Below are 17,056 nucleotides of genomic sequence, written 5' to 3'. Positions count from 1 at the left end.
AGATAAGCATCTAAGCAATATTTAAATTGGAATATGATGTTAAAAAGGATAATCCGTTTGTATTAACGACGAAGCGCAAAATGCCCTTTAACTTGAAATGTTTTTCCGTTTTGATTTACCGTGGCTAAATACCAATAATCACCAGTTGGCATTTTATTACCATTGTAGGTACCGTCCCAACCAGATGTATTAGATCCAAGCTCTTTTAATAGTTTTCCTTTACGATCAAAGATATGTATAATGGTACCAGGTAGTGTTTCTACACCAACGATATGCCAAGTATCAAAATCACCATCGCTATTAGGTGTCATATGTTTTGGAGCATCAATGACCATCACCTCTCGAGTAATTTGTGCACAACCATTTTGGTCTATCACCTTAATTGTATTGTATCCAAGAGGTACATTTACAAACACATTAGATGATTGTACTGGCAAATTATTAAGCTGATAGAGGTAATTACCAATACCATTAACAGTTACAGTAATATTATTTGGATCAGAAAAATCAATAGTTTCCACAACGTCAATTACTGCAGACTCCGATTCGGTAACATTAAACGTACTAGTATATTCGCAACCAAATGCGTTAGTAATGGTTACAGAATATGAACCAGTATCATAGATTTCAATTTCAGATGAAGCTACACCTGTTGACCATAAATAAGAATCTGTAGAATTGCCTGTTTCGGCTGAAACAACCAATGGTAAATTATTTAAACAAATCACTTGGTCTTCAATAGCGTTGATAGGTAATGGGTTTACTATAATAGAAAATTGAGTTGTGTCGAAACAACCAGTTGTATTATTTTCTACTCTTACAAAAATGATTTCATTATTATAAGCTAAGTAATCGGTATTTAGAGGTGATAAATTTTCAGTAGCATTGTTTTGAGAATTATAATAGCTTACTGAAATGTCATTAGGATTTTGTCCGTTTAAAATGGCTGTGTTCTGAGATGTTAAATCAAACAGAAAAGCACCATCAGTATCATCATCGCAAGCTACTAAATCACTCGGTAGATTGGCAATAGGAAGTGGCTCAACAACCAATTGAAATGGGTAAACCGCATAACAATTAGTAGTGCTATATTCTACTCTTGCAAAAAGCGATTCATTGGTGTTGGTGTAATTGTAATTTGTGTTAAGCGCATTTGTATTAGCCTCAGCATCTCCTTCGCTTGTATGGTAGCTAACAAGTATATTATAAGTGTTATCTAAAAGTGCTTCGTTAATTTCAGTTAAATCGACAAGATTATTCTCATTTTCACAAATATTATACGTTGAGAAATCATTAATTATGGGTGGAGTATTAATTATTAAAGAAAAAGGTACGGTTGAATAACAACCTGTACTAACATTTCTAACTTTTACAAAAAGTGTTTGTGGAAAACTTGTATTGGTGTAATTCTCTGGATTGAGAATTCTGTTACTGTTATTTACTAAATCAGATTCAGATTCGAAGTAAATAAACTCTATACCATATTGTCTTCCTTCTAAAATAAGAGGTTCTATGTCTGTTAAATCCCATTGTTGCTCAAATGCATAATTATTGCCACAGCTTATTAAGGATTGGTTGTAATTTACTTCAGGTAAAGCAAGTGTATTAATTTTAAAAGTTGAAATATTAAAACATGAAGTAGCTGTATTTTCAACGCGAGCATAAATAAGTTGAGGATTGACCGTTGAAGTGTAACTTAACGGTAATGCATTTGTGCCTAAATCCGCATTTAGTGGTGATAGATGAAAAGAAACACTTAAATTTTGGCTAGCACCATTTGTAATTTCATTGATTTTTTCTGTAAAATCTACAGTATTGAGTCCAGTACCATTATAATCACAGGTAAATATATCTGTTGGCTCACTATAAATAGACGTTTGTCGAGTTTCAATTTGAAAAAAACCTGTTGTAAAACAACTACTTTCTTGTTCGTTTTCTAACCGAACATAGATTGTTTGTGGACTCGAAGTATTTGTGTAAGCCTGCGTTTTATCTATAGGATTTACTCTATTAATAGCATCAGTTTCATTTTCAAAATATAAAACTTGCATACCAATTTGGCTGTTTATAATCTCATTATCTTTAGAATTAAAATAGAAGTTTGATGCCAGATTTGGATCTAATTCACAATTGATGTAATCTGTAATTGTATTTAATTCTGGTGTATTATAAATAAGTACGTCGAAGCTAATGAGCACAAAACAGTCTATGCCATCGATATATACTTTAATATAAATTTCAGTATTTTCCGTGGTATAATTTGCTGTATTAGTAATAGGAAATCTATTGGATATAGCATTAATGTAGCTATCATAAAAAGCGATATTAAGACTAGATAAATCTGTAGATAATTGAGGAATTACACTTTCTAGGTTTACAGTTGCTATACCATCTAGGTCATCATCACAAACTATTATTGGTTCGGGAGTACCAATTGCAACACTGTCTGTTATAGTTACCTCTAGTGTGGTTGTGTTAAAACATTGAGTTGCTTCATTTGTAACTCTAATATATAAAATAGGGTTGTCATCATCTAAATTATAACTATCGCTTAAGCTATTAACACCAGATATTGCATCTTCTTCAGTAGCGTGTAATGTGGTAACTAAATTTTCGAAATTTTGTGAAATAGTATTAATGAGTAAATTAAGGTGAATAGTTGTATAACCTTCTTCAGTATTAGGATTACCGCAATATTCTATGGTTTGAGGTACTAACTCTGGTATTGGGTTTATTTTTAAAGTAACATCAACATTATTAGCACAGCCATTTGCTGATGCAACAGTGAATAATGTTTGTGTCGGTCCATTAACAGTAAAAGGTATGTTTTGGTTTATAGGATTGACTTCATTTGCACGATCTTCAACAGAATTGTAATATGTAATATCAATTTCATAATCTCCCATAAGCTCATTAGAAACATCGATTAAATCAAAATCTAAAATATTATCATTAGAGCTATCATCACATCTTTCTATGGTAGAATTTTCGTTGACTACATTATTAGCCAAATTGGTATATAAATCTACTTCAAGAATTGTTGAGCAAGGGGAGTCTAATAATCTTACACCCATGTATATAGTTTGATGATAGGGGACTTCATTTTCATAAAGAAATCCAGGGAATATAGCAAGAGCACCTTCTGCCGCATTGTCGTAATTTCTATAAAAAAATACGCTCGCACCAGGATATTGGGCTAAAACATTATCTCGAATAATGCCTAAATCAAAAACAGCTGTACTTTGATCGGGAGGTAAGCATAAATCAATATATAATTCTTGGTCATAATTTATACCATCTTGAATAACTATTTGAATAGGAAATATAGCATAACAACCTGTAAAGTCATTAAAAACTCTAACATAAGTAAAATTAGATCCAAAAGGGACATCAGTGGCATAAGTGATTGGATTTTCACCAATATGAGCATCTTCGGTAGAAACATGAAAAGTTACTGTTCTATTAAATTCATAATTTGCAATTTCAAAAGCGTAATAAGATAATTCAGCGTAACCAACTCCATTAATCACAAAATCTGAACAGATAATTATTGGAGGAATAGTATTGTAATTCGGCTCTATACCAACTTCTACATTGAAGTTGCCAAGTTGTAAACAATCACCATCTAAGCTTTCTATTCTAACATAAATTGTCTCTGTTAGTCCTGTGTTTTCATAATTACCTGAAATGGCATTCAAATTATTAAGTGCATCATCTTGAGATAAATGATAACTAATTATATAATTAGATGAAGGCAAACTTTGCATAATCTCACTATCTTTTAGTGATAAATCGAAAATGGCAACACCATCATAAGGTGCTTCATCACATACAATAATATCAGAAATAGGTTCTGCCTGTAGAAAAAGGGCTGTATCTATAAGAACCGAATCGGTCATAGTACAAGAACCGTTTGGTAGAGGAATTGTTACTTCAACTTCATATTCACCATATTCAATAACAGATAATGTGGAGTTACTTTCACCGGAAATTTCAATACCGTCTTTAAGCCATTTGTAGGTAGCTTGGTTATTGTTTACATTACCATCTAAAACTACTGGTGAACCACATGCAGTTTGGTCTGGACCCAAATCTACAGATGAACCAAAACCTTCTGCTTCTATAAATACTGCAGAATCAAAACGTTGATCGATATGATCTGCAATGACAAATTTTATATGATAGATAATACCAGGTGTAATATTTGTGGTGGCATTTAAAACTATGGTTTGACCATCGAAATTTGTAGTATTAATATTGTAACCTTGAAAAGCACTTTCATTTTCGGCCGTACATCCATTTGCTATTTCGGGATGTATACTGCTTGTGTTAATTGTAGTAACATTATCTGGCAATAATGCTATGTTTATATAAGGGTCTGAAGTACCAGCTTCCTTTATTAAAATAGCAAATACATCTTGAAAATTACATGGATATTGTTGTTGGTATTCGTCTGAAGCAAATACATATTTAAAACTTAAACTGTTGTTGATAGATGTAAAATCGAATTCTAAAGACGTAGCATTTAGCGTTTGATCTATATTTAAAACAGATAGAATATCTGAATCGGTTTCCCATTCTAAATTTCCATCACTCAGACTTTGCGGAAGTAATGTATTGCCAGCAGAGTTTACATTACCTGTAGATAAGATAATGCCATTTTCTAATGGAAAATCTGATGTTCCTCTTTCAAAAAAGCCATAGCTAGGAATGTTATTTACGCTTCCATTAATTAAAGAAGTAGCATTTGTAGCTGCGGCACAACTACCATTGGTTAGGTTGTCAATAAGTTCTTGAGGTTGTAAAGAGCTATCCGTAACTATCTGTTGTGCATAAGTAAAGCACAAATGCATGAAAAATAATAGTAACGTATATGAACTTTTCCTTTTCATAGATAGTCAATATAGCCCGGCAATTTTTTTGTATAAATATACTATTATCGCACTAAAATTATGCCATATAGTACTTTGTGAGGTGTAAATATTTATAATTTTTAACGTCTCAAGGCAAAATGCCCTTTAACCTGAAACGTTTTTCCGTTTTGAGTTACCGTGGCTAAATACCAATAATCACCAGTTGGCATTTTATTACCATTGTAAGTTCCATCCCAACCAGATGTATTAGATCCAAGCTCTTTTAATAGTTTTCCTTTACGATCAAAGATATGTATAATGGTACCAGGTAGTGTTTCTACACCAACGATATGCCAAGTATCAAAATCACCATCGCTATTAGGTGTCATATGTTTTGGAGCATCAATGACCATCACCTCTCGAGTAATTTGTGCACAACCATTTTGGTCTATCACCTTAATTGTATTGTAACCAAGAGGTACATTTACAAACACATTAGATGTTTGTACCGGCAAATTATTAAGCTGATAGAGATAATTACCAATGCCATTAACAGTTACAGTAATATTATTTGGATCAGAAAAATCAATAGTTTCCACAACGTCAATAACAGCAGACTCCGATTCGGTAACATTAAACGTACTAGTATATTCGCAACCAAATGCGTTAGTAATGGTAACAGAATATGAACCAGTATCATAGATTTCAATTTCAGATGAAGCTACACCTGTTGACCATAAATAAGAGTCTGTAGAGTTGCCTGTTTCGGCTGAAACAACCAATGGCAAATTATTTAAACAAATCACTTGGTCTTCAATAGCGTTGATAGGTAATGGGTTTACTATAATAGAAAATTGAGTTGTGTCAAAACAACTAGTTGTATTATTTTCAACTCTTACAAAAATGATTTCATTATTATAAGCTAAATAATCGGTATTTAGAGGTGATAAATTTTCAGTAGCATTGTTTTGAGAATTATAATAGCTTACTGAAATGTCATTAGGATTTTGTCCGTCTAAAATGGCTGTGTTCTGAGATGTTAAATCAAACAGAAAAGCACCATCCGTATTATCATCGCAAGCTACTAAATCATTTGGTTGATTGGCAATAGGAAGTGGCTCAACAACCAATTGAAATGGGTAAACGGCGTAACAATTAGTAGTGCTATATTCTACTCTTGCAAAAAGCGATTCATTGGTGTTGGTGTAATTGTAATTTGTGTTAAGCGCATTTGTACTAGCCACAGCATCTCCTTCGCTTGTATGGTAGCTAACAAGTATATTATAAGTATTATCTAAAAGTGCTTCGTTAATTTCAGTTAAATCGACAAGATTATTCTCATTTTCACAAATATTAAATGTTTCAAAATCGTTGATTTCTGGTGGCATATTAATGATAAGATCTAAAGCCACAACATTATAGCATTCTGTAGAAGCATTTCTTATTTTTACATAAACTGTTTCAGGATTTGAGGTGTTTGTATACGATTCTGGATTTAAAATAGGATTATTATTGTTCTCTAAATCAGTTTCAGATCTATAGTATGTAAAATCAATGTTGTATTGTCTGCCATCTAAAATTTCAATTTCCTTAAGTGTTAAATCCCATTCTATACTAGTATCATAGTTATCTGCACATGCTTCAAAGGATTGGTTATGGTTTACTTCTGGTAGTGATAAGCTATTAATATAAAATTGCGATACTTCAAAACAGCCAGAATTTACATTCTCTACACGAGCAAATACTAATTGAGGATTAGCTGTTGTTGTAAAGTTTAAAGGTATTTCATTTGCGCCATTATCTGCATTTAAGGATGTTAAATGAAATGAAACATTTAAGTCTTGAGTAGCACCATTTGTAATTTCATTAACTTTTTCATTTAAATCTGTAGATACAAGTCCGGTACTATTTACATCACATTCAAAAACATCTGTTGGCTCAACATAGATTGGAGCTTGCTTAATCTCTAATTGCATTGGAGCTACTGCAAAACAACTATTTTCAGCTTCATTCTCTAATCTTACATAGATAGTTTGAGGATTAGATGAGGTGATATAGGCTAAATCTTTATCAATCGCGTTATGTTTATTAATGGCATCAGTTTCATTTTCAAAATAGAAAACTTGCATACCTGATTGTCCATTAATTACTTCAGTATCTTTATTTGCTAAAATAAAACCAGAAGGATTATTAATATCAATTTCGCAATTAATAAAATCTGAAATCGTATTTAAATAAGGATTGTTGTATATAAGAACATCAAATGTAAAAACTGTAAAACATTCTAAATTAGTTATTTCGCCTCTGATGTATATGGTTTTGGTAGTTGTTTCATAACTACTTGGATTAACTATTGGTGAGTTATTATTTAAGGCATCTTGATAATTTTCAAAAAAGGTAAAACTTAAATCATCAGAACCATTTGAAAGATCTGGAATTACACTTTCTAGATTTACTATAGAAATACCATCTTGATCATCATCACAAACAATAATTGGGTCAGGATTACTAGCTTGAATAGTATTTGTAATATTGACTTGAAGTGTTGAAATATCGAAACACCCGGTAAAAAAGTTTTTAACTCTAACAAAAAATATTTCTTGATCACCTGTTATATCGTAAGTTCCTGTAAGGACATTTTCTTGGTTTTCTGCATCTTCTTGACTAATATAGAATTCTACAGATCCATTAATATTAAGACCTTCTAGTACATCATCTGTTAGCGGAGATAATGCTATAGTAGTGCTATTGGTATTAGGATTTAGATTACCACAATATTCAATTGTTCTCGGTGTAACATTTATTGCTGGATGAATATTTAGCATAACTTTAGAACGGTGTGTGCAATCCTCGAAAGCAGATGCGATATAGATGCTTTGCCCATGAGTTGCAGAAAAAGGCACATTTTCATCTAGTGGATTAACTTCATTATCTCTATCTTCTTCAGTTGCGTAGAAAGTTACATTTATATCACTGTAGCCTTCTGTAATTTCTTCTTCGATGTCAATTAAATCAAAATCAACAATACCATCATTAGATGAATCATCACATCTATAAACATCCTTTTCAGGGCCTAGTATATTGAATAATACATTTTTGTGTACTTCTACAGATGTTATAGATGGACATGGAATTCCCTCTCCTCTAACTTTTATATAAATGGTAGTTACTGGTTGAGTAAAAGTAACCATTCTAGGAAATTCTTCAAAAAAGAATGGAAATTGATCAGCTACAGCACTTTCATAGGATCCAAAAAATAAAACTGATGCATTTGGATAATCTTCAGATATTTCATCAATAATAACATCTAAATTATGTGTAACTCCTAAATTATTATAATCTGAATAATAAGGAGATGTGTTAGTGTTTTCGTAATACTGAGGATCTAAACAATCTGATAATACAAAATCATAAACAGATAAATCAATACTGTTTTGATAATTAAAACCTACTGGAATAATGGATGAACATCCATTTAAAATATCGGTTACTTTAGCGTAAATAAATGGTGGCTCTCCAATTATTTGAGTAGCTAATGTTATTTCATTTTCATTATTAATAGCATCTTCTTCTGTTAAATAAAATTGAGTTTCTCTATTAAACTCATAATTTGCAATGTTAAAACTATAATGACTAAGTTCGTTGATAGGGACACCATCATAGAGAAGTCCATCACACATATCTAGTAAGCCAACATCAAATGTATTTGGAGATATATTTACAATTATATTGAAGCTTCCAATTTGCAAACAATCACCACTTAAACTTTCAATACGAACATAAATAGTTTCAGTTTCTTCTGTATTTTGATATAAACCATTTATAGAATTGTTATTGTTCTGAGCGTCATCTTCACTTAAATGATAACTAATGGTATAATTAGTAGAGGGTAAAACATCAAAAATTTCGTCATCTTTTAATAAGGGAAAATTAAAATCATATAGACCATCACCAGGAGCTTCATCACAGATTAAAATATCTTCAATAGGTTCCGCTTGTTGAAACGGAATAATTTCTATTTCTATAGTATCGGTTAATGTACAATTACCACTAGTTGTTGGTATGGTAACTTCAACATTATAAGTACCAGATTGATTAACCTCTAAAGTAGTGTTAGTTTCTCCTGTAATTTCATTGCCATCTAAAAACCAAGTGTATGTAGCTGTTGCATTATTAATATTTGCATCTAGCGTTAAGTCATTACCGCAAATACTTCGGTCTGGACCTAAGTCTATAGAACTACCAAAACCTTCAGCTTCAATAAAAACTGCAGAATCAAAACGTTCATCAATATGATCAGCTATAACAAATTTAATATGATAAGTTACATTCGGAATAATCTCACTAGTTGCATTTAGTACAACAGTACTTCCATTAAAGTTAGTATTGCCAGAATTATAACCTTGAAAATAATCTTCATTTTCAGCTTCACAAAAACCACTGATATCTGGATGTATGGTGTTTGTAGTAACATAAGAATTAGTGTCTGGTACCAAAGCAATATTAACATACGGATCTGCTGTGCCAGCTCTTTTAATTAAAATAGCAAATACATCTTGGAATGTACAAGGGTATTCTTGTTGGTATTCATCGGAAGCAAATAAATATTTAAACGCAACAAAATTATTGGCAGATACAAAATCGAATTCTATTGAAGTTGCATTTAATGTTTGGCTAATTCCTAAAATGTTTTCTACATCTGGATCAGTGCCCCAATCAATTTCACCGTCACTTAAATTTTCGCTTATAACATCATTTCCAACTGAAGTTACATTACCAGTAGATAACACAATACCACTATCAAGTGGGAAGTTTGATGCACCTTTATCAAAAGACCCATAACTCATAATATTATTTACAGACCCATTAATAGAGGATGTAATATTAGAAGCTGAGGCACAGTTATCACCCACTAAATTTTGAATTAGTTGGTTAGGCTGTTGAGAATTGTCTGTACTAATTTGTTGTGCATATGTAAAACACATATATGCACAAAAGAAGAGAAATAAATAAATATTTTTCTTTTTCATCAGACTTTTATAAAATCACCTTAGTTAAAGAATACTAGGGTTTGCTTTTTTTATAAAAGTAAGAAAAAGCATCTAAATCAAATCGAAAAGATTGTTAATTGTACAATTTAAAAGTTGAAAAGCAAATTTTAACGTCTTAAGGTAAAATGTCCTTTTACTTGGAAGGATGAATTTCCGCGCTTAACGTCTGCAATAAACCAATAATCACTTGCAGGCATTTTTGTTCCGTTAAAATAGCCGTCCCAACCAGTTGTGTCTGCGCTTATTCGCTTTAAAAGTTTACCATAACGATCAAATATATTAATTACCGTGCCTGGTAGTGTTTCAATACCTACAATGTGCCAAGTATCAAAATCGCCATCATCGTTAGGTGTAAAGAATTTTGGAATATCTACTACTAAAACTTCTTTGGTTACATCCGAGCAACCATTTAAATCAATAATTTTAACTGTATGGTAACCCATAGCAACATTTTCAAAAACGTTAGATACTTGAGGTTCAAAATCATCTAACTGATAGAGATAATTACCAATACCACTAATTGTTACTGTAATATTATTTGGGTCAGAAAAATCTACAATTTCGGTAACTTCAATTGTTGCAGCTTCAGATTCTGTGACTCCAAAAACACGTGTGTTTTCACAACCATACACAGTAGTTATTGTAACCCAATAGCTACCAACATCCGAAATTTCAATTTCAGGAGTGGTTTCTCCAGTTGACCATACATATTGATCTGTTGGATTGTTTGTGTTTGCCGAAACTAGTAATGGTAAATTATCTAAACAAATCACTTGATCTTCTATATCAATAATCGGCAAAGGATTAATAACTGTAGAAAATTGAGTTGTATTATAGCATCCAGTATTATTGTTTTCAACTCTAGCATATATAATTTCACCATCATATGCCATATAATTAGTGTCTAAAGCCGAATTATTTTCATTAGCCTGAAGCTCACTATGATGATAAGATACAGTAAATAAATTAGGATTTTGACTTCCTAAAATACTAGTGTTTTGTTGCAATAAATCGAATTCTAATATGCCGTCAAAGTCATCATCACAAGCAACTAAGTCATTAGGCTGGTTTGCTGTTGGTAATGGATTAACGCGCAAGTTGAACTCATAATACATAGAACAGTGCGTTGTGCTGTATTCCGTTCTAACAAATAACGTGTCGTTGTTGGTTGAATAAAAATAGTTAGTATCTAGAGCATTTACATTAGCTATTGCGTCTGCTTCATTAGAAAAATAACTAAATAATACATTGAAATTGTTATCTACAGCTATTTCATTTATTTCGGTTAAATCAACACTGTTAGTATTATTAGCACAGATGTTATAGGTGCTAAAGTCATTTATTAAAGGTGGTTGGTTAACTATTAATTCAATAGGTTGAGTTACATAACAATTTGAAATTGTATTCGTCACTTTTATATAAACCGTCTGTGGATTGGATGTATTGGTGAAACTTTCTGGATTTGAAATTTCATTAATATTTCCTTCAGAATCATCAAAATCTGTATAATAATTAATAACAAGATCGTCTTGTCTAACATCTAAAATATTAGATTCCGCTATGGTTAAATCGAATGTAAGTGAGCCATCAGTGTCATCGTCACAGTCTGTCATTGGCTCTACACTTCTTACAGCGGGTGTTTGTACAACATTTATTACAAATGATGTTATAGAGTTACATATTGTGCCATTGTCTATTTGTACAAATATTTCTTGTGGGTTAGAGGTGTTTGTAAACTGAAGAGGCAAGGCATTATTACCATTCATAGCATCATTTTCTGTAGTATAGAAAGTTACATTTTCTATTCCCGAAAAACCAGCAGTAATTTCTGTGATTTTAGAAGAAAAGTCTAATGTTACTGATCCATCATTAGTGGTGTCATCACATACAAAAAAATCAGTTGGTTCATTGTATTGAGGATTAGTGCCAACCTCAATAGAGAATGAGGAGGTCATATAGCAAGATACATCTGTGATATTATCAACTCTAACAAAGATTTGTTGAGGATTACTAATATTTTCATAGCTATTGGATTTGTCTATTGCATTTACTTTATTATTGGCATCTGCCTGATTAAGATAATACGAAACATCTTTGCCAGTTTGTCCATCTAATGCTTCAGCATCTTTACTTTCAAAAATAAACTCTCCTATACCATCCGATTCATTTTCACAATATATATAGTTGTCTATTGAATTGGATAAATCGCCTACATAAGGTAACGTATTTACAATGATATCTAATTCTTCTATCGTAGAACAACCCGTTGTACTATTTTCTACGCGCATAAAAATTGTTTCAGTTTGTGCATCATAGTTTGAAGTATTTGTAATTGGATTAGTATCTAATTCTGCCTCGTTAAAAGAATTATGAAATGTAACTGTTCTATTCGATGTAGTTGAAATTGAATTAGGAATACTATTGTTTAAATTAATTGTAAAAATACCATCTCTATCGGCATCGCAAATTATAATATCATCTGGTTTTTCACTTTCTGGTGCTGGTAATACATTTACTTGAAAAGAGTTAACATCAGCACAACCAGTATCATCAAAAGTTATTCTTGGGTAAAGTGTAAACGGATTAGTTGTGTTAGTATATAGATTTGGTAATGCATTATCGTTATCGTTTGCATCATTTTCTGTTAAAAAGTATGTAACACTAAAACCTTCCATACCGTTGGTTACTGCAGCATCAAATTCTGATAAATCTATTTCTGTGACACCATCTTGGTCATCATCACAAGTGTCTAAACTTCCGACTGATTCAAACTCTACTATGGGAGCTAGAATTAACTCAATTTCAGTTGTTTCAGTACATGTAGGACTTTCTAGCGTTAAATAAATGGTTTGAGGATTACTGGTGTTATGATAAGATATACCTTGGTTAATTTCATTTACTTGGTTAGTCCTATCATTCTCAGATTCATAAAATTTTACCGTTACATCTGGCAGGTCGTTAATTATACCAACTGCAATGTTTGCAAAATTAAACTCTTCCTCACCATCATCATCTATATCACAAACTGTAAGACTTCTAATGTTAGTAGCTGTTAATAATAAATTTGTATGTATTTCTATTGGTGTAACAGAGGCACAACCAGTAGCGTTACTTTCTACTCTTATGTATACGGTTTGTTCATTTGCATTTAGGTTTTCGTAGTTGCTATCATCTGCTATTGGATTAGCACCTGTTAATGCATCTTCTTCTGTAGCGTGAAAGGTGACTGAGACATTAGTTAATCCATCTAATACATCTGGAATTATGGACGTTAAATCAAAGTCTGCAATGCCATCATGGTCATTATCGCAAGCATCAATATAATGATCTTCAGTATTTATTACAGGATTGACTAATACCGTAATATCTAGGGTAGTGGTAGTGCTACAACCAGTTTCTGAATTAGTTACACTAACAAATAATTGTTCATTTACATTAGAATTAGTGTAAGGCATTGGTAATGCGTTGCTTGTAGAAGCTGCATCTGCCGCAGTACTGTGATAAGTAACTACTAAATTTGTTTGTCCATTAGTAATTTCATCATCTTTTAATGTATTTAAGTCCATGGCTACAATGCCATCTGCAGTTTGATCATCACAGGCTTCTAAAGGTGTTGGATCAACTATTGTAGGTATCTGATTAACATTCAAATTAATAGTAGAAAAAGCTAAGCAGCCATTACTAGTATCTTCGATTCTTACGTGAATTATTTGAGGGTTTGATGTGTTTTGTATCGGACTTGTAATTGCGTTATTACCGTTAAGTGCATCCGTATTGTTATAATGATAAGAAAATGTGTAATTGGCAGGTGGTACAGATGCTAAAACCTCTGCATCTTTAGTAGATAAGTCAAAGGTTTCTATACCATCATTACTTAAATCGTCACATATATTATAATCTGAAATTGGTTCAGATGATTGTGTAGAGCTAAGCGTAAGATTAATATCGTCCTCAATTATACAGGTTCCGCTTGCAAAAGGAAGTTCAACTTCAATACGATAGTTTCCGGTTTGTAAGGCATTATAAGTAGCTTGGTTTTCAGAAGGAATAAGTGTGTTATTAAAGTACCAAGAATAAGTAGCTTGCGGATTGTTAATATTTCCATCTAACAATACATTACTTGCACATGTAGAAAAATCTTCGCCTAAATCTACTGTAGCATTAAAACTATTACCTTCAATAAATACTGCAGAATCAAAATTCTCGTCTGATTGGTCTGCAATTACTAATTTAATTTGATATTGCACATTAGGCTGAATCGAAGCTGTTGCAGAAAGCACAGTTGTTCTACCATTATAATTGGTGTCACCTAAATTGTAACCCTCAAAATATTCTTCATTAGAAGCTTCACAAAAGCCAACAATTTCATCGTGTACAGAATTGGTATTAACCGGAGTTGAGGTTCCAGGGACTAAAGCAATATTGGTGTAAGGATTGCCAGAACCAGCTTCTCTAATTAAAAAAGCAAAACCATCAGAGTATTCACAAGGATTATTACCAAAATACTCTTCTGAGGCTAATATATAGTTAAATTGGATTTGGTCTGAAATAGATATAAAATCAAACTCTATTGAGGTGGCATTTACAGTCCCAGAAATCCCTAGTGCGGTTTCTAAATCACTGTCAGTTAACCAAGTGTCGTCTCCATCATTTAAAATATTATTATTTAGACCATTACCAGCAGCGTTAGCATTTCCGGTGGTTAAAACAATTCCGTTTTGAAAAGGAAAATTTGAAGCCCCTCTATCAAAGTAACCAAAGCTACCTAAACCAATAGCACTTCCATTTGAAGGCGAACTGATATTTGAAACCTCTACACATCCTTGTATTAAAGTATTTTCAATTAAATCTTGTGGTGAAACTGTATTATCTACAGTAATCTGCTGAGCATAAATTGTACTACAAATAAGGCATAGAAATAAACTGAGGGAACGACTAATGTAATTCATTTGTTTCGGTTAAGGTTTGAAAGTCAGTGTATAGTTTAGATTTGGGCTAATATTTATAACACGCTCTGTGTGCGAAAAGTATAAGTAAAAAAGATGAAATACAAAAAAAGACGACAAAATACACAAAATGTTAACATAACTAGCGTTTTGCCTTACATTTTACAATAAAAAAGACCTCTTTAAGAGGCCTTTTTTCCCAAATTGAATTCTAACATATCTTCATGATTTTACACAAAAGGATACCTTAACCTAAACTCAATGCTTTTATATTTTGAGGGAAATAATTGTAAATGTGGAGGGAAAATAATAGCAAATACTATTAACGTTCATAAAAATATACCAAGAAAAAGAGATCCACAAAAAAATAAGACGAACCGTCTAAAACTTTAACATTAATGAGGTATTAATAATTGAGATATACCCAACCGACGATAGGTTGATAATTTGGGTCATTTAGATTTAGAATGTAATAGTATGTTCCAACAGGAGCTTTACTACCTTGTTTATTTAATCCTCTGTTAATTTTACCATACCAAGGTTTATCATTATTACCTTCAAAAACAATATCACCATAACGATTATATATTATTAGATTGTGCTCAGTAAATATATTGTATAATCCTTCAATGTTAAACCAATCATTAAGTGTATCACCATTAGGTGAAAATCCATCAGGAATAAATGGTGGGCAATTTTCAATGGTAAGATCGAACTGAAAAACTTCATAACATGGTGGACTTGTTAGTCTTACATATATAGTTTCTGGGCTAGATGTATTGTTAAAATCACTCGGAATTAAAATAGGGCTAGATCCTGTTTCTAAATCTTCAAGCGACTGGTAAAATGTAATATTTTCTTCATTAAAATCTTGACCTTCTAATGCATCGTACAAATTATAAGTAGATATTTCAAAACCTTCATTACAGCCTATAAGGTTTGGTAGAGTAACAATATCTGGTATTACTAATAATTCAATATCTTCAAATGTAATATTGTTGTCTTCATTGATCTCAGTAATAGTTCCGGTCATGTTGCCATCATCGTCTACAATGGCAATAATAGTTAAATTAGGATCTATATCATCTGGTACAGATACGATTATAGAACCACTTTCGCTAGCTCCAATAGTAATTGCATTAGTGGTTTGGCTTTGTCCAATTAAAATACCATCTACATAAAAAGCAATTAGTGTATTGGCTGGTAAAGTATCTGTACTGTTGGTGTTATAAACGGTATAAAAAAGCTCAACACTATTATCTCCACAGTTTACAATATAGTCGTCAATACTTATAGAGGCATCTGGTAATTGACTATTTAGAACGGTAATAATATTATTAATCATCACAAAATCTTGCCCAGAAGTCAGCTCAATAGTTGCAGATGTGTCACCAATACTAATATTATCCTGAATATTGTATACATCAATATCCATGTTGTATAAGTCGCTAGCTCCAGTAAATGAGTTAGTGCCATTAAACGCATTATTTGCAGGATTTAATGGAAAATTACTTATCACATTTCCGTTGATGGTTAATTGTTCATTTACAGCTAAACCAGCATCTCCTTCCCATGCAACAAAACCAATTTTTGCATCTTCGTTATCTAAAACATTTAGATTGTCTAGCGTTATGCTTAAAAACGTTGGTACACTTTGCAAACCATCATAAACATTAAGTTGATTAAGAGGTAAACTATCATCTTGGTAAATAACGGTTATCGCCCAACCACCAAAATTTGTGCCTGTAGGACAAAAAGGATTAATGATTGCAGATAAATCGAAATCTGAAATGGTATAAGTTGTGCTTCCTTGGTTAGTTATAATATCTGTAACATCGGCAAATGCTGCAAAAAATACACGTGTAGGATCTAATGCATCGTTAAAGGTGCGTTGAGCGGTTATTGGTGTTCCGTTTAATGCAATATCGAAATCACCATTACCAGAACCAGCCCAATACAAATATGCAGCTACTATATTTTGATTGGCATTTAAGTTTAGGTCAGCAGAAGAGGAAGTTAGTATAGAGCAATTTCCACCAGAGCCGTTTTCTATTGCATTTAGAGTATTACCAAAGGCTGTATAATCATAGTGACCATTAAATTGTTGAAACAATGAAATGTCTTGGGCCATTAATTGACTACTAGCGCCAAACAATAAGAAACATAATATGTAGTGGATTTTTTTCACGGTTAAGGTTAGGTAGGA

General features: G+C 32.1%; 4 protein-coding genes. All 4 read right to left on the bottom strand.

The features are described from left to right. Positions 1–62 precede the first annotated feature (62 nt). On the bottom strand, positions 63–4,892 hold the full coding sequence (locus H8K90_RS12765) for a T9SS type B sorting domain-containing protein (RefSeq protein ID WP_186846374.1): 4,830 nt from the start codon (positions 4,890–4,892) through the stop codon (positions 63–65). Positions 4,893–4,993: 101 nt separating this feature from the next. Then, complete coding sequence (locus H8K90_RS12760; RefSeq protein WP_186846373.1) at positions 4,994–9,883, bottom strand: T9SS type B sorting domain-containing protein; 4,890 nt, start codon at positions 9,881–9,883, stop codon at positions 4,994–4,996. 128 nt (positions 9,884–10,011) lie between these two features. Then, positions 10,012–14,853, bottom strand: coding sequence for a T9SS type B sorting domain-containing protein (locus H8K90_RS12755; protein ID WP_186846372.1), 4,842 nt, complete (start codon positions 14,851–14,853; stop codon positions 10,012–10,014). Between the two features lie 403 nt (positions 14,854–15,256). Next, entirely contained in the window at positions 15,257–17,038 is a 1,782-nt protein-coding gene (locus tag H8K90_RS12750) for a T9SS type B sorting domain-containing protein (protein ID WP_315970277.1), read from the bottom strand. Between the last annotated feature and the right edge of the window lie 18 nt (positions 17,039–17,056).

Source organism: Winogradskyella echinorum, assembly GCF_014297365.1.
Taxonomy (GTDB): domain Bacteria; phylum Bacteroidota; class Bacteroidia; order Flavobacteriales; family Flavobacteriaceae; genus Winogradskyella; species Winogradskyella echinorum.
This window is presented reverse-complemented; position numbering and strand designations above follow the sequence as displayed.